We start from the raw sequence: 14,794 nt of genomic DNA on the forward strand, positions 1-14,794 counted from the left end.
TTGTATTGGCGCCGGGCTGGCCCGACGTCGTCCGTATCCGGCGGGCATCTTAGCCCGTCTGGCGTTTCATCGAAAGCACCCGTGACGCTGCGCCACGGCCACGCCATCGAGCACAAGGTTGTCGATGATCCGCAACGGCACGCCCAGCAGCGGTGCAATCTGGGCCGCCGCCCCGCCATTGAGCAGGCAGCTGGCCCCAGCCAAATCGGCCACGTGACGATACATGCGCTCGATGGCGCCGGCCTGGGCATGCAGGCAGCCCATGGTGATCGCGTCGGCCGTGCAGGTCGGCAGATCAATCACCCGGCCGTCGGCCAGCGGCAACTGCGCGGTGTTGCCGGCCAGCGCGCGACGCATGAGGTCGACCCCGGGGGCAATCAACCCGCCGCGAAACACGCCCTCGGCGTCGAGCACGTCAATCGTGGTGGCGGTGCCGGCGGTCACCACCAGACACGGCGCCGCGCCATGGTCTTGCGCGCCGATCAGCGCAGCCCAGCGGTCGGCCCCCAGCTGGGCGGGGTTTGCATAGCTGTTGCGCACGCCGCAGGCCTCGCGCGTGGGCGTCAGCCACTGGGGGGCATGGCCCCACGGCGCGAGCGATTCGGCCACCCGGTGGCGCAAGGCAGGCGACACCACCGAGGCGCCAAACACGCCGTCGATCCGGCCCGGCGGCGGCAGCACGGCGTCGAAAGCCCAGGCTTCGTCATGCGCGAAAGCGCCCTGCGCCAGCCATTGATCGGCCTCGCGCAAGCCCCATTTGAGGCGGGTGTTGCCCACGTCCAGCAGCAGCATCATCCGGCGGCTCGCAAGCTCACGTCGCCGGCCAGTACGCGGCGCACGCCGGTGTCGGTCTGCAGGCGCAAGGCGCCGTCGACATCGACGCCGAGGCAGATGCCTTCGAGGCTGTCGGTTTCACCGATCAGCCGCACCGGCAGGTCGGCATAGGCGTTGCGCTGATTCCAGGCGCCCTGAAACGCGCCGAATCCGCTGTTGGCATAGGTCTCGAACAGACTGCGTTGCACGCGCAACAAGTCGGCCAGCAGCGCTTCGCGGCTGGGCAGATCATCAATCACCTGATCGAGCGCGGTGACATCGCTGCGCCCGGGAATACTCGCCTCGCCCGGCAAGGACAGGTTCAGCCCGATACCGACCACCGCGGCCACCTGCCGCGCCGAGGCCAGCTCGACCAGAATGCCGCCGAGCTTGCGCCCGTGCACCTGGATGTCGTTGGGCCATTTGAGCTCGACACCGGCCACGCCAGCGTTTTCCAGCACCGTCGCCACGGCGATCCCGGCCACCAGCGAGAGCCCGGCCGGCACTGGCGCGCCGACGGGGAAGCGCCACATCGCTGAAAAGGTCAGGCTCGCGCCCGGCCAGGCCTGCCACTGGCGGCCCCGGCGACCACGGCCGGCGGTCTGCAGTTCGCAGGCCACCACCGGCACCCGACCGTCGTCGGCGGGCGCGCGTTGGATCAGCACGGAATTGGTGGAGTCGCACTCGGCGCGCAGATCGAACGCAAAGGCGTCGGCGTCTGGCCCCAGGTGGGTACGCAGCGTATCGAGATCGAGCGGAGAAGGCGCAGTAGCGGGCACGGGTCGGGAGGCGGCAGTCATAAAACTGCATTATGTCCCAATCGCCGGCCGCCGACAGCCCACCGGGCACGGCGGGCGGCGGCTGCGGCATGAATGGCCCGACTCAGTCGGCCGATGAGGCGGCGTGTGTGTCCTCGCGCGGGCCGTCGAGGCCGAGCTCCTGGATCTTGCGCGTGATGGTGTTGCGACCGATGCCGAGCAACTGGGCGGCTTCGATCCGGCGTCCGCCGGTGGTCTCCAGCGCGCGCTCGATCAGGGTGCGTTCAAAGGCCCGGGTGAGCTGCTCGAAGACCTCGCCCGGCACCGCCGCCAGCAAGCGATCCGCTTCGCGTCCGAGCGCGCTGCACCAGTCACCGCCGCCCACTTCATGCGCCGCCGCTTCGCGGAACTCGACCGGCAGATCCGCCACTTCCACCAGTTGGCCGGGCGCCATCACCGTCAGCCAATGGCACAGGTTTTCGAGCTGTCGGACGTTGCCGGGGAAGACCTGAGTTTGCAGATGCTGAAGCGCAGCGCTGGAGATGCGCTTGGTCTCGACATCAAGCTCGCGCGCGCTCTTCTTGAGGAAGTGCTGCACCAGCAAAGGGATGTCTTCGCGACGCTCGCGCAGCGGCGGCAAGCGCAGGCGGATGACGTTGAGCCGGTGATAGAGGTCTTCGCGGAACAGGCCGTCCTTGACCCGTTCATCCAGATCCTGGTGGGTGGCGGCAATTACCCGCACATTGGCGCGAATCGGCTGATGGCCGCCGACGCGGTAGAAGTTGCCATCGGAGAGCACGCGCAGCAGCCGGGTTTGCAACTCGGCCGGCATGTCGCCGATCTCGTCCAGAAACAGGGTGCCGCCGTCGGCCTGCTCGAAACGGCCCCGACGCTGCGTGGCCGCACCGGTAAAGGCGCCGCGCTCATGACCAAAGAGCTCGGACTCGAGCAGATCGCGCGGAATGGCGGCGGTGTTGATGGCGATGAAGGGCGCGTCGCGGCGCGGGCTGTGCCGGTGCAAGGCGCGGGCCACCAGCTCCTTGCCGGAGCCCGACTCACCGTTGATGAGCACCGTGGCATGCGACTGGGCCAGCCGGCCGATGGCGCGGAACACCTCCTGCATCGATGGCGCCTGGCCGAGGATTTCGGGGGTGAGCACCGATTCATCGGTATCGACCACCTGCTCTTCGCCCTGTTCGACCGCTCGCCGCACCAGGCTCAGGGCCTGTTCGAGATCGAAGGGCTTGGGCAAATACTCGAAGGCGCCGCCCTGGAAGGCCGACACCGCGCTATCGAGGTCGGAATACGCGGTCATGATGATGACCGGCAGATCCGGAAAGCGGGCCTTGGCTTTTTCGAGCAGGCTCAGACCCGATTCGCCCGGCATGCGGATGTCGGACACCAGCACCTTGGGTGGCCGGCTGAGCGCTTCGAGCGCTTCGCCCGCCTCCACCGCGGATTCGAAACTACGGTGGGTGATGTTCTCCCGCGCCAGGGCTTTTTCAAGCACCCAGCGGATGGAGCGATCATCATCAACGATCCAGACGGTTTCCATATCTATGTATGCACTATTTTGGTGCGAGCTGCACGATCGCGGGTCAGTGACGGTCCGCAATCGGCAACAGCAAGGTGAAACAAGTACGTCCGGGGACGCTATCGACTTCAATCATGCCGTGGTGCTGCTCAACAAAGCCTTGCGCCAACGACAGCCCCAGTCCGCTCCCTCCGTCCCGGCCCGATACCAGGGGATAGAAGATCTGGTCACGAATTTCTTCAGGAATCCCCGGGCCGTTGTCGATCACTTGCAATTCGAGTGCCAGTTTGTGCCGGCGCTTGGCGAGCGTGACCTGGCGGGCTGCGCGGGTGCGCAAAATGATCTCGCCATCGCCCTCCACGGCTTGCGCGGCATTGCGCACGATATTGAGGACGGTTTGAATGAGTTGCTCACGATCCCCGGTCAGGTCGGGCAGGCTGGTGTCGTAATCGCGCCGCACGATCACACCGGGAAATTCAGCCAGGATCAACCGCCGCACGCGTTCGAGAACATCATGGAAATTGAGCGGCGCCGGGCGCATGACCGCGTGCGTGCCGAGCAGCCGCTTCATCAGCGCCTGCAGCCGATCGGCCTCGGCGATGATGACCTGGGTGTATTCCTTGAGCTGCGGATCGTCCAGCTCGCCTTCGAGCAACTGAGCAGAGCCGCGAATGCCGCCCAGTGGATTCTTGATTTCATGCGCCAGATTGCGGATCAGCTCGCGGTTGGCCTGCTGTTGCTGCAGCAGCACCTCTTCGCGCGTGACACGCAGCTGCGCTTCGATCGGCCGGAATTCCAGCAGCAAACGGATCCCCGGCGCCTCGACCGGACTGACCGTGCAGTCGACCTCGATCGCGCACTCGCGACCGGGCGGCACGATGCGCAGATCCTTGCCGGTGTAGCTCCAGTTGTTGTTGAGGGCGTTGTAGAGCGCTGGCGCCAGGCCGGGCGGCTCGCCCAGCAAGGCGCCCAGCGAGCGACCGGCATGACGACGGGCGCTGACGCCGAACAGGTTTTCGGACCCTGCATTGAGGTAGCGAACGATGAGCTTTTCATCGACCAGCACCACGGCGGTCGACAACAGGTCGAGACCGGCAAACTGATTGTTTCGGGTGGCGTCTTGAGTCATATGCAGGAAGTCAGAGCAATTAACGCGCCACTTCCTGCGGCGCGATCAACGCAGATTGGAAAGTTCTTTTTTCAAGGCTTCGATGTTGCGCTCATGTTGCGCCACCGCGTCCTGGAACGGCTGGAGGCGGTCGAGCTTTTTCTGATAGTTGCGTTCGTTGCCGTAACGCACCGCGTCGGCTTCGTCCAGCGCCTTGCGGGCCGCTTCGAGTGACGCCTCTTCGGTCGCCAGTTCGGTTTCGAGCAGCTTGCGGCGATCGGCATCGCGTGCGCGCTGATCGTCGGACGACACTTTGGGGAAGCTCCCGCTCGACGGTGACGCGGCCGACGCCTTGCCGGTCGAGGTGCCAGGCACCGAGGACACCGGCAGATCCCGGCTCAGACGCTCACAGTCTTTGGCGTCGCGCGAATTGGTGTAGGTCACCCGCTTCTGACCGGTGGCCGGATCGGTCTCGACGCATTTATAGACATCGGCCAGCGCCAGCGGGCTGATCAGCGCAGCGGCAAGCACAAGAACACATTTCATTGGCATGTCCGTACGATTTGTTGGATGGCCCAGTGTAGCAACCCGCGCGGCGGTTTGCTTCGCCTCCGGCCCCCAAAAAGAAAAAAGGACGGAGCAATGCTCCGTCCTTTTACAACGCATCAACCGAAATTCGGCTTACAGGCTGTAGTACAGATCGAATTCGACCGGGTGCGTGGTGATACGCAGACGATCCACTTCTTCCGACTTCAGTGCGATGTAGGCATCGATGAAGTCATTGGAGAACACACCGCCACGGGTCAGGAACTCGCGATCCTTGTCGAGGTATTCCAGTGCCTGATCGAGGCTGGTACACACGGTCGGGATCAGTGCATCCTCTTCCGGCGGCAGGTCGTACAGGTTCTTGTCGGCGGCGTCGCCCGGGTGGATCTTGTTCTGGATACCGTCCAGGCCGGCCATCAGCAGCGCGGCGAAGCACAGGTACGGGTTGGCCATGGGATCCGGGAAACGGGCTTCGATACGGCGGCCCTTCGGGTTGGCGACGTACGGAATGCGGATCGACGCCGAACGGTTGCGGGCCGAGTAAGCCAGCTTGGTCGGTGCTTCGTAGTGCGGCACAAGACGCTTGTAGGAGTTGGTCGCCGGGTTGGTGATGGCGTTCAGCGCGCGCGCGTGCTTGATGATGCCGCCGATGTAATACAGAGCCATGTCGGACAGACCGGCGTAGCCGTTGCCGGCGAACAGGTTCTGACCATCTTTCCAGATCGACTGGTGCACATGCATGCCGGAACCGTTGTCACCAACGATGGGCTTGGGCATGAAGGTAGCGGTCTTGCCGTACTGATGGGCCACGTTGTGCACGATGTACTTGAGCAGCTGGGTCCAGTCAGCGCGCTGGGTCAGAGTGCTGAACTTGGTACCGATTTCGCACTGACCTGCGTTGGCCACTTCGTGGTGATGCACTTCGACCGGCACGCCGCAGGCTTCGAGGGCCAGGCACATGGCGGCACGGATGTCGTTCAGGCTATCGACCGGCGGGACGGGGAAGTAACCGCCCTTGACGCGCGGACGGTGGCCGGTGTTGCCGCCTTCGAACTTGTCGGCGGTCGACCAGGCAGCTTCTTCGGAGACGATCTTGCTGTAGACGCCGGACATGTCGACTGACCATTCCACTGCGTCAAAAATGAAGAACTCGGGTTCCGGACCGAAGTAAGCGGTGTCACCAATGCCGGAGCTCTTCAGATAGGCCTCGGCGCGCTTGGCGATCGAACGCGGGTCGCGGTCGTAGCCCTTGCCGTCGGACGGCTCGATCACGTCGCAAGCCAGCACCAGCGTGGTTTCGTCGTAGAACGGGTCGATGTAGGCAGAGGACGCTTCCGGCATGAGGATCATGTCGGAAGCCTGGATGCCTTTCCAACCGGCGATGGACGAACCATCGAAGGGGTGACCATGCTCGAAGTGATCGAGCTCAAAGGCGGACACCGGCACGGTCACGTGCTGCTCCTTGCCGCGGGTATCGGTGAAACGGAAGTCAACGAAGCGCGCTTCGTTGTCTTCGATCATCTTCATGACATTCTCAGGACTCATGGTCACTCCTAGCGTGGTGAGACGAATTAGACAAAACCTGCCATGACTGGCAAATCAACGGGGTTTTTCTTAGCAGATATCATGCCACGACTTACCCCACGAAACGACGACCCTTTTCGCCCCAATTCGGGGCCAAGCCGGAACGTCAGCGCACCCAAATGGTGCATAAATTCCTGCGCCGCACCATTAGTGTGCAACCAGCCCATGCAAGCGCACAGCCCGAATCTCCGGGTGAGTGGGCAAGTGCGCCTTCAGGCGGGCATTCAGCTGCGCGACCCGCCCGTCGGCGGAAAGCCAGTCCAGCGGAAAAAACAGTTCAAGCTCAACCCGGCCACCGAGATGGTGGACCAGCATGCGCTTCGGTGCGGGCGTGTCATCGCCCAGCAGTCCCGGCAGCCAGCCGGCCAGCGTCTGACGATCGGGCATCGGCCCGACGGGGATCACCGGGACATCGAGATCGTCCTCGGCGTCGATGTGCACCAGCACATCCTGCACATTGGCGTGCTGCCGGCACACCCGCAGGCGCACCGCCTCGGCAATGGCGTGCCCCTCGGACACACTGATGCGCGGATCCACCAGCACGTGCGCATCGCACAAAATACGATGCGCCATGCGCCGGGTGCGCAGATCGTGCACGCCGCGCGCGCCGGGGGTGGCGGCGATGGTGTCACGAATCTTGTTCACCACCTCTTCCGACACCGCCGTATCCACCAGCTCGCGAATCGCGGCCGCGGCCAGCATGACGCCCATGCGCAAAATCATGAAGCCGACCAGCGCGGCGGCCAGCGGCTCGACAAACCGGTAACCGAGCAAGCCGCCGCCGATGCCGATCGCCACCACCAGCGAGGAGGCCGCGTCGGTGCGGGCATGCCAGGCGTTGGCCTCGAGCATGCGCGAATCGAGCCGGCGACTGGCCGCCAGCGTATATCGGAACAAGGCTTCTTTGGCCGCCAGGGTGGCCAGCGCCATCCACAACGCGACGGGATGCAGCGGCGGCAAGGCATCGGCGCCCTGAATGCGAACACCGGCGCTCCACAAAAAACCGCAACCGACCACCACCAGCACCAGCCCGAGGAACATCGACACCACGGTCTCGATGCGATCGTGGCCGTAGGGATGGTTGGCGTCGGCCGGGTCCGCGCCTTTTCGCGCGGCCAGCAGCACCAGGCCGTCGGTCAGCAGATCCGACAGTGTGTGCATGGCATCGGCCACCAGACTGAAGGCGTTGGAAAAAAGGCCGACAATCAGCTGGAACACGGTCAGCGTCAGGTTGGTCGCCATGGCGACGAGCGTGACCTGCTGGGTCTGGCGCGAGCGCTGGACGTCGTCAATCGGCATGGGGGTGGGCTTGGCTTCGCCAGTCATGGCTGAACGGGTATACTTGCGAGTCCGCCATTCTAGCCGGATCGCCGCCATGGGCACACTCACCGATATTCTTTCGCTGGCGCAACAACGTGCCCGCGACCTGAACCTTCCCTACGCCGGCGCCCTCACGCCGACCGAAGCGCACCAGGTGTGGCAAGCCGCCCCCGGCGCACGTCTGGTCGATGTGCGCACCCGCGCCGAGTGGGACTGGGTCGGGCGGATTCCCGACGCGGCCGAAATCGAGTGGATGAGCTATCCCGGCAACCAGCCCAATCCGCACTTCCTGACCGAGCTGAAACGCCAGATCGATCCGGAGGCGGTGGTGCTGTTCATCTGCCGCAGCGGCCAACGCTCAAGCAAGGCGGCAACGGTGGCCACCGAGGCCGGCTACTCGAACAGCTACAACGTGCTCGAAGGCTTCGAAGGTGACAAGGATGCCCGCGGCCGCCGCAATGCCATCGGCGGCTGGCGCAAGGCCGGCCTGCCCTGGCAGCAGGGCTGAGAACCGATTCCCCCGCACACTGTCTGATACGCGTACCTGACCACAAGGAAGGACATGGAAGTCGCTACCATCAATTTCGACCGCTTCAACGCCCTCAAGGACGAGGACGCCCACGCGCGCATCCGCGCGGCCCGCGCCAAGCTGGGCGACAAGGCCGTGCTGCTGTGTCATCACTACCAGCGCGCCGACGTCTATCAATACGCCGACCTCACCGGCGACTCGCTCAAACTGGCCAAGCTGGCCTCCGAGACCAGTGCCGAGTACATCGTGTTCTGCGGCGTGCACTTCATGGCCGAGGTGGCTGACATCCTGTCCAGCGACCAGCAGATCGCGATCCTGCCCGACCTCGCCGCGGGCTGTTCGATGGCCGACATGGCCAATCTGGCCAAGGTCGAGCGCTGCTGGCGCGAGCTGACCGAGGTGCTCGGCAATCCGGACGAGCTCATCACACCGGTCACCTACATCAACTCGGCCGCCGACCTGAAGGCCTTCTGCGGCGAGCACGGCGGCATCGTGTGCACCTCGACCAACGCACCGACCATCCTCGACTGGTCGTTCAAGCAGCGCGAGAAGGTGCTGTTCTTCCCCGACCAGCACCTCGGCCGCTGGACGGGCTACAAGCAGGACATCCCGCTCGACGAAATGCTGGTCTGGGACCCGGACCAGGAATACGGCGGCCTCACCCCCGAGCAGATCAAGAAGGCCCGCATCCTGCTGTGGAAAGGCCACTGCTCGGTGCACCAGATGTTCCAGGAGAGCCACATCCGCCGCTGGCGCATGCAGCACCCGGACGGGTTCGTCATCTCCCACCCCGAGAGCAACCTCGAGGTATGCAAGAACTCCGATTACGTCGGCTCGACCGAATACATCATCAAGACCATCAAGGCCGGCCCCGATGGCTCGCGCTGGCTGGTGGGCACCGAGCTGAATCTGGTCAATCGCCTGGCCGAAGAAGAAAAGGCCCGCGGCACCATCGTCGAATTCATGGCGCCGACCGTGTGCATGTGCTCGACCATGCAGCGCATCGACCCGCAGCACCTGGCCTGGACGCTGGAAAACCTGGTCGCAGGCAAGGTGGTCAATCGCATCTCGGTACCGCCGCACGAGGCCGAGATGGCCAAGGTCGCGCTGGAGCGCATGCTCTCGGTGTCCTGAGCCCGCGTTACACCAACAACAACGGCGCCTGAATCGGCGCCGTTTTTGTTGTCGGCTGGGCTTAGACCTTAGACCTGGAAGCGGTCCACCGAGGCTTTCAGATCGGTCGATAGCTGACGCAGCGATTCAGCCGCTTCAGCCGTGCGCGCCACAGCCGCCGCATTTTCGTCGGTCGCGCGTGCGATCTGCTCCACGTGCTGCGCAATGGTATGGCTCGCGCAGGTCTGCTCTTTCACCGACCCCGAAATCTCGGTCATCCCCTGTGCTGCCCGGGTAGCCGATTCGCCGGTCGCCGCCATGATGCCGTTCATGCTGTCCAGATGCACCTTGCCGGCATCCAGCGCGGCCGTGCCCTGGGCCACCGCGCTCTCCACCGACTTGGACTGATCCGCCAGCGAGGCAGTCACGCGATCAATCTCGTGCGCGGCCTTGGCCGATTTCTCGGCCAGCTTGCGCACTTCATCGGCCACCACCGCAAAACCACGGCCCTGCTCACCGGCCCGAGCGGCTTCGATGGCGGCATTCAGCGCGAGCAGATTGGTCTGCTCAGCGATTTCGGTCACCTGCCCGGTCATGTTCTCGATGCTGCGCGTGCGGGCCACGAACTCGGTCACCGACTCGGCAATCGCATGCACCGCCGCTTCGGTACGCACCAACTCCGATGACAGCTCCGCCAGCGTCTTCTGCCCCTGCCTGGCCTGAGACAGATTGTCGCCCGCCAGCCCCGTTACGTCGCTGGCATGGTCGGCCACGGTGCTGACGCTGACCGACATTTCCTCCATCGCCGCCGCGGTTTCGGCCGCCGCATCGGCTTGCGCCGTCGACGCCGCATGCACTTGCTCGGCCGCCGTACTCAAGCGCTGTGCGGAGCCATCCACCGCTTCGGCATTGCTGCGCACGCCGCGAATGATCTCGTTCAGCGAGTCGAGCAGATGATTGAAACTGTCCGATATCCGCGCCAGCTCGCCGGTACCCTCGGGCGCCCGTACCCGCAGGTCACAATTGACCTGCACCTGATGCGCCGCATCGCTGAGCGCTGCAGCACTCATCGACACCCGTCGCGCCACGAACCAGGCCAGCACCGCGACCAGCAGGCCGCCGCCAAGAATCAGCGCCATGACCTGACCGACACCACCGTTGATCTCGTTGGCGATGCCGTCGATGGGCACCGTCACACCGATCACGCCGCGCAGATCACCCACCTTCCAGTCGTTCTTCGGGGTTTCCGGGTGGCTGTTGTGGCAGCCCACGCAGCCCTCGGCCATCAGGTCGCCCACGGCATAGCGCAGCGACAGCCGACCATTGATGGTTTCAACGCGGCTGAACGGTGTTTTGGGATTCTTGTCCAGCGCATCCAGCGCCGCCTGCTCAAACGCGTCATAGCGCTCCGTCTTGGCGCGATGCGGAAACGGGAAGCGACTGTAGAGCCGCACCTGCATGCCCTCGTGATCCCGCGCGATGCTCTCACCCAGGGTTTTGACCAGGGTCGCCGGCAGCGGCAACACATTGTTGTGATCGAGAAAATCGTAGTTCAGCGTGGCGCCGGCGGTGCGGGCGCGGGGCACGATTTCCTTGGTGTAGAACGCACGCAGCGAAATGATCTGGTCGGCCACGGCCGACGCGGTATTGATGCCGGCCGCGGTCGCGGTGTCGCTGCGCATCTGGTTCAACAACAGCATGACCGCCGCCATCACCACCAACCCACTGACGACCACCGGAAGCAGAAACTGGCGAGCCAGTCCCATTCGATTGAACCATTGCATGACGCCACCCGATGCCCCAGGACAGGGCCTTAAGAACGATGGCTTCCCTACGACGCCAGAGCCGCCGACTTGATGGCACTCACCCTATTCGGGCCAACTTTGTGTCGAAAAATTGACAGCGGTCAACTGCGGATGAAGGCCGCGCGCCTCGGGTCTTGTTTGAGCGCCGCCAGATCCTCCGCCGTGGGCAGTTGCGGGCGGTCACGCTCGGCGTTAACCATGCACAAAAACCCGAGCGGCTCGGTACCGTTGGCGCGAAACTGGTGCCAGGTCCAGGCCGGGATATGCACCAGGTCATGCGGGCCGATCGACTGAACGCGCTCGCCCACCAGGCAGGCGCCCCGCCCCCGCAACACCATCACCGCATGCGCGTGTTGGTGGCGCTCGAGGGTGGAGTGCCCCTCCGCCGCGACCTCGAAATAGCGCAACTCACACCCCAGGTCGTCCGCCTGAAACAAACGCTGACGGGTCACGTCCTTGAAAGGTGCGGTGCCCTCGGTCTTGTAGGCCAGCACATCGACCGCGTCCCAACGGTAGCCGGGCAGTGCCCGTCGAATCGGCTGCTCATCCATGCCTCACTCCTTCGGCCGCCACGGCCTCGACAAAGCCCCGCATCGCCCGTGCCGGGTCCTCGGCCGCCAGCAAGGCGCCGCCGACCAGCAAGACCACGTCCTCGCCATAGCTGGCGCACATCTCCCCCACGCGCTCGGGCGTCATGCCCCCGGCCGGTACCGGCAAGGCCGGCGCATGCTTGCCAAGTGGCATGGACAGGGCGGCGGCGATTTGCTGGCAGCTTGCCACGTCATAGCTGAAGCGCCCGCCGTGGTTGGGGAAGATCACCATATCGGCCCCGATCAAGCGAAACAGCGTACCAAACAGCAAGGCCGGATCGATGCGCAGGCCGCCGCCCAGCGCGGGGTGGGCCAACACCGGCACATCAAGTTCATCGCGCACCAGTTCAACCACCTGCGACACGCCCAGCACCAGCGGGCACAGCATCACCGCTCCCACGCCGGCCGACCGGCAGATCGCGAGCTGGCGCTGCACGGCGCGCGGCCCGCCCGACAGGTTCGGCGCATACACACAGCGCCCGCCGGTGTCACGATTGGCCGCGTCCACCGCCGCCTGAATCGCCGGCACGCGCTCGGCAAAGGGCGCGCTGACCGGGTCGGCCAGCCCGTGGTCGTCCTTGATCAGATGAAAGCCCGCCCGCGCCTGCTGACCGGCCAGCGCGGCCAGCGCCGCCACCGAGCTGCCGACCGGTTTGAGCGCGGTGCAGGTGATCGCCCCGCGCGGCACGCCGAGGCGCTCGCGCACACCGGCCACACCAAAACGCGGCCCCGGCAAATCGGGCAGGCCGTCCGGCCAGGCCACGTCGAGCACGCTCACATCGGGCTGCAGCGAGGCATTGCCGAACAACATGTTGAGCAACTGGCCGGCATCATCGCCCACCGTCTCCAGCGCCAGCGCAATACACGCCCGGAAGTGATCCGGCCCATCGGGCCCGATCGCAATCACCTTGCCCATCACCGCCTCGCGCACCCGCACGTCGCGCACGGCAGCGGCCGGACACTCCACGCTTTGCTCACGGGCCAGCGCCTCGGCGCGCGCATCAATATCGTCGGCCGAGGCCGCAATCCGGTAAGTGACATGCATCCATTTCATGGGAGTCTGGTATACCTTTTCATTCTGAGTCTTCGATCGGTGCTGCATCGACCACCCCCCGGATTATGCCGTCTTTGGCCGGGAGCCTCCGACTGCCATGAACTTGCGCATTTGCACCTACAACATCCACAAAGGCTTCTCGCAGTTTAATCGCCGCATGGTGATTCACGAGTTGCGCGACCGGTTGCGCCAGCTGGAAGTCGACATCGTCTTTCTGCAAGAGGTGCAGGGCCTGCACTTTCGCCACGCCACGCGCCACCCGGACTGGCCGGTCGAGCCGCAGCATGAATTCCTCGCGCGCGACATCTGGCCGGCCAGCGCCTACGGCGGCAACGCGATCTACGACCACGGCCATCATGGCAACGCGATCCTCAGCCGCTACCCGATTCTGAGCAGCCACAACCAGGATGTATCGGACCACCGCTTCGAACGCCGCGGCCTGCTGCACTGCGAAATTTCGCCGGGGCCGGAGCTGCCGACCATTCACTGCGTGTGCGTGCATCTGGGCCTGATGGCCGGCAGCCGGCGCCGGCAGATGGACGCCCTCGCCCGGCGCATGGAAGCGCTCGCCGGCAATGACGCACCGCTGCTGATCGCGGGCGATTTCAACGACTGGCGCAATCATGCCGAAGATCTGCTGGTCGAGCGACTCGGCGTGCGCGAAGCCTTTGCTGGCGCGAGCGGCGCACCGGCGCGCAGCTTTCCGAGCCGCCTGCCGCTGTTCCGACTCGATCGCATCTATGTGCGCGGGCTCGAGGTCAGCGCCAGCCAGGTGCACTTCGGCCAGCCCTGGTCGCGCATCTCTGACCACGCGGCGCTCACCGCCGATCTGGCCTGGCCGGCATGATTCCGCGGGACCTGTGGCCGTACTTCAGCGAAGGCAACGCCATCACGCTGCTCGAGACCGGTGCCGAATTTTTTCCGGCCCTGGCCTCGGCCATCGACCACGCACGCAAGGAAGTGTTTCTGGAGACCTACATCTTCCGCCACGACCGCATCGGTGAATTGATCACCGACGCCCTGGTGCGGGCCGCCGAGCGCGGTGTGGTGGTCAGTCTGCTGGTCGATGGTTTTGGCAGCCGCGACTTTGTCGCCAGCCATATGAACCTGCTGGTCGATAAAGGCGTGCGCATGCTGGTGTATCGGCGCGAGGTCGGCCGGCTGCTGCTGCGTCGCCACCGCCTGCGACGCCTGCACCGCAAGCTGGCGACCATCGACGGGCGAATCGCGTTTGTGGGCGGCATCAACATCATCGACGATCACAACACCGCGCTGCCCGACCACCCGCGCCACGACTACGCAATCCGGATCGAAGGCCCGCTGCTGCAGCCGATACACGACAGCGCCCGCCGCCTGTGGGAGCTTGTCGCCTGGGCCAGCTTTCGCCAGCGCCTGCGCCTCAAGGACACGCTCGAGCCGCGCACCGATGCCGCCGGCAACATCAGCGCCGCCTTTGTCATTCGCGACAACCTGCGCCACCGGCGCGACATCGAAACCGCCTATCTCGACGCCATTGCCAACGCCACCGACGAGATCGTGATCGCCAACGCCTATTTCCTGCCCGGCCGTCGGGTGCGCAAGGCACTGACCGGCGCGGCGGATCGGGGCGTGCGCGTCATCATCCTGCTGCAAGGCCGCGTCGAATATGCGCTGCAGCATTACGCCACCAAAGCCCTCTACCCTGCCCTGCTACGCCACGGCGTCCGGATTTTTGAATATCACCGCAGTTTCCTGCACGCCAAGGTCGCGGTCATCGACGGCCACTGGGCTACCGTAGGCTCCAGCAACTTCGACCCGTTCAGCCTGTTGCTGGCGCGGGAAGGCAACGTCATCGTGCGTGACGACGGCTTTGCTCAACGGCTTCGCGAGCGCCTGGATCACGCGATAAGCACCGGCGCGACCGAACTGGAGCCCAGCCTTTGGCGCCACAAATCGCTGTTCAAACGCGGCCTGCACTGGATCGCCTACGCCCTGGTGCGCTTTGCGGTGGGGCTGTCGGGCTACGGCGGCGACCGCTACACGGCGGAGCGCTGATCCACC

The 14,794-nt window shown here is 65.0% G+C and carries 14 protein-coding genes; 4 read left to right on the forward strand and 10 right to left on the reverse strand.

The genetic code is table 11. From position 1 onward, the window contains the following. Positions 1-66 precede the first annotated feature (66 nt). The 7 genes from FHP89_RS20550 to FHP89_RS20580 all read right to left on the reverse strand — a co-directional run bounded on the left by FHP89_RS20550 (position 67) and on the right by FHP89_RS20580 (position 7,669). Positions 67-795, reverse strand: a complete 729-nt coding sequence (locus FHP89_RS20550; RefSeq protein WP_144177732.1) for a type III pantothenate kinase — start codon at positions 793-795, stop codon at positions 67-69. Beyond that, a complete protein-coding gene (locus FHP89_RS20555; RefSeq protein ID WP_144177734.1) occupies positions 792-1,613 on the reverse strand; it encodes a biotin--[acetyl-CoA-carboxylase] ligase in 822 nt (273 codons plus the stop codon). The genes FHP89_RS20550 and FHP89_RS20555 overlap by 4 nt, the downstream gene beginning before the upstream one ends. Positions 1,614-1,695: 82 nt before the next feature. Continuing rightward, positions 1,696-3,126 (reverse strand): nitrogen regulation protein NR(I), encoded by a 1,431-nt coding sequence (ntrC, locus tag FHP89_RS20560; protein WP_144177737.1) that lies wholly within the window; start codon positions 3,124-3,126, stop codon positions 1,696-1,698. Between the two features lie 43 nt (positions 3,127-3,169). Further along, positions 3,170-4,234 (reverse strand): nitrogen regulation protein NR(II), encoded by a 1,065-nt coding sequence (glnL, locus tag FHP89_RS20565; protein ID WP_144177739.1) that lies wholly within the window; start codon positions 4,232-4,234, stop codon positions 3,170-3,172. Positions 4,235-4,279: 45 nt separating this feature from the next. After that, on the reverse strand, positions 4,280-4,759 hold the full coding sequence (locus tag FHP89_RS20570; protein ID WP_313792185.1) for a DUF4124 domain-containing protein: 480 nt from the start codon (positions 4,757-4,759) through the stop codon (positions 4,280-4,282). A gap of 135 nt (positions 4,760-4,894) precedes the next feature. After that, positions 4,895-6,304 (reverse strand): type I glutamate--ammonia ligase, encoded by a 1,410-nt coding sequence (gene glnA / locus FHP89_RS20575; protein WP_144177743.1) that lies wholly within the window; start codon positions 6,302-6,304, stop codon positions 4,895-4,897. A gap of 186 nt (positions 6,305-6,490) precedes the next feature. Beyond that, the gene (locus FHP89_RS20580; RefSeq protein ID WP_186300298.1) at positions 6,491-7,669 is read right to left on the reverse strand and encodes a cation diffusion facilitator family transporter; all 1,179 of its coding nucleotides are present in this window, start codon (positions 7,667-7,669) and stop codon (positions 6,491-6,493) included. Between the two features lie 49 nt (positions 7,670-7,718). On the opposite strand from FHP89_RS20580, the gene FHP89_RS20585 reads away from it, so the two are divergent. Further along, on the forward strand, positions 7,719-8,171 hold the full coding sequence (locus FHP89_RS20585; RefSeq protein WP_144177745.1) for a rhodanese-like domain-containing protein: 453 nt from the start codon (positions 7,719-7,721) through the stop codon (positions 8,169-8,171). A 54-nt stretch (positions 8,172-8,225) separates the two neighbouring features. Further along, a complete protein-coding gene (gene nadA / locus FHP89_RS20590) occupies positions 8,226-9,326 on the forward strand; it encodes a quinolinate synthase NadA (RefSeq protein ID WP_144177747.1) in 1,101 nt (366 codons plus the stop codon). A 68-nt stretch (positions 9,327-9,394) separates the two neighbouring features. Here nadA and FHP89_RS20595 read toward each other — a convergent pair whose 3' ends face one another. The 3 genes from FHP89_RS20595 to FHP89_RS20605 all read right to left on the reverse strand — a co-directional run bounded on the left by FHP89_RS20595 (position 9,395) and on the right by FHP89_RS20605 (position 12,754). Further along, the gene (locus tag FHP89_RS20595; protein WP_186300299.1) at positions 9,395-11,071 is read right to left on the reverse strand and encodes a methyl-accepting chemotaxis protein; all 1,677 of its coding nucleotides are present in this window, start codon (positions 11,069-11,071) and stop codon (positions 9,395-9,397) included. 140 nt (positions 11,072-11,211) lie between these two features. Continuing rightward, on the reverse strand, positions 11,212-11,661 hold the full coding sequence (locus FHP89_RS20600; RefSeq protein ID WP_144177751.1) for a cupin domain-containing protein: 450 nt from the start codon (positions 11,659-11,661) through the stop codon (positions 11,212-11,214). Next, positions 11,654-12,754 carry a RuBisCO large subunit C-terminal-like domain-containing protein gene (locus tag FHP89_RS20605; RefSeq protein ID WP_144177753.1) on the reverse strand — a complete coding sequence of 367 codons (1,101 nt, stop codon included), beginning with the start codon at positions 12,752-12,754 and terminating at the stop codon, positions 11,654-11,656. Before FHP89_RS20605 ends, FHP89_RS20600 begins: the two co-directional genes overlap by 8 nt. Before the next feature lie 97 nt (positions 12,755-12,851). Here FHP89_RS20605 and FHP89_RS20610 point away from each other — a divergent pair, with 97 nt between their 5' ends. Beyond that, the gene (locus tag FHP89_RS20610; RefSeq protein ID WP_144177755.1) at positions 12,852-13,601 is read left to right on the forward strand and encodes an endonuclease/exonuclease/phosphatase family protein; all 750 of its coding nucleotides are present in this window, start codon (positions 12,852-12,854) and stop codon (positions 13,599-13,601) included. Then, on the forward strand, positions 13,598-14,788 hold the full coding sequence (gene clsB, locus FHP89_RS20615) for a cardiolipin synthase ClsB (protein WP_144177763.1): 1,191 nt from the start codon (positions 13,598-13,600) through the stop codon (positions 14,786-14,788). Before FHP89_RS20610 ends, clsB begins: the two co-directional genes overlap by 4 nt. The last annotated feature ends 6 nt before the right edge of the window (positions 14,789-14,794 follow it).

Source organism: Denitromonas ohlonensis (assembly GCF_007625205.1).
Classification (GTDB): Bacteria; Pseudomonadota; Gammaproteobacteria; order Burkholderiales; family Rhodocyclaceae; genus Nitrogeniibacter; species Nitrogeniibacter ohlonensis.

What these genes read in the sequence shown, in the direction of transcription:
- FHP89_RS20550 (WP_144177732.1), bottom strand. Translation starts at nt 795, where the DNA reads ATGATGCTGCTGCTGGACGTGGGCAACACCCGCCTCAAATGGGGCTTG.
- FHP89_RS20555 (WP_144177734.1), bottom strand. Translation starts at nt 1,613, where the DNA reads ATGACTGCCGCCTCCCGACCCGTGCCCGCTACTGCGCCTTCTCCGCTC.
- ntrC (WP_144177737.1), bottom strand. Translation starts at nt 3,126, where the DNA reads ATGGAAACCGTCTGGATCGTTGATGATGATCGCTCCATCCGCTGGGTG.
- glnL (WP_144177739.1), bottom strand. Translation starts at nt 4,234, where the DNA reads ATGACTCAAGACGCCACCCGAAACAATCAGTTTGCCGGTCTCGACCTG.
- FHP89_RS20570 (WP_313792185.1), bottom strand. Translation starts at nt 4,759, where the DNA reads ATGAAATGTGTTCTTGTGCTTGCCGCTGCGCTGATCAGCCCGCTGGCG.
- glnA (WP_144177743.1), bottom strand. Translation starts at nt 6,304, where the DNA reads ATGAGTCCTGAGAATGTCATGAAGATGATCGAAGACAACGAAGCGCGC.
- FHP89_RS20580 (WP_186300298.1), bottom strand. Translation starts at nt 7,669, where the DNA reads ATGACTGGCGAAGCCAAGCCCACCCCCATGCCGATTGACGACGTCCAG.
- FHP89_RS20585 (WP_144177745.1), top strand. Translation starts at nt 7,719, where the DNA reads ATGGGCACACTCACCGATATTCTTTCGCTGGCGCAACAACGTGCCCGC.
- nadA (WP_144177747.1), top strand. Translation starts at nt 8,226, where the DNA reads ATGGAAGTCGCTACCATCAATTTCGACCGCTTCAACGCCCTCAAGGAC.
- FHP89_RS20595 (WP_186300299.1), bottom strand. Translation starts at nt 11,071, where the DNA reads ATGGGACTGGCTCGCCAGTTTCTGCTTCCGGTGGTCGTCAGTGGGTTG.
- FHP89_RS20600 (WP_144177751.1), bottom strand. Translation starts at nt 11,661, where the DNA reads ATGGATGAGCAGCCGATTCGACGGGCACTGCCCGGCTACCGTTGGGAC.
- FHP89_RS20605 (WP_144177753.1), bottom strand. Translation starts at nt 12,754, where the DNA reads ATGAAATGGATGCATGTCACTTACCGGATTGCGGCCTCGGCCGACGAT.
- FHP89_RS20610 (WP_144177755.1), top strand. Translation starts at nt 12,852, where the DNA reads ATGAACTTGCGCATTTGCACCTACAACATCCACAAAGGCTTCTCGCAG.
- clsB (WP_144177763.1), top strand. Translation starts at nt 13,598, where the DNA reads ATGATTCCGCGGGACCTGTGGCCGTACTTCAGCGAAGGCAACGCCATC.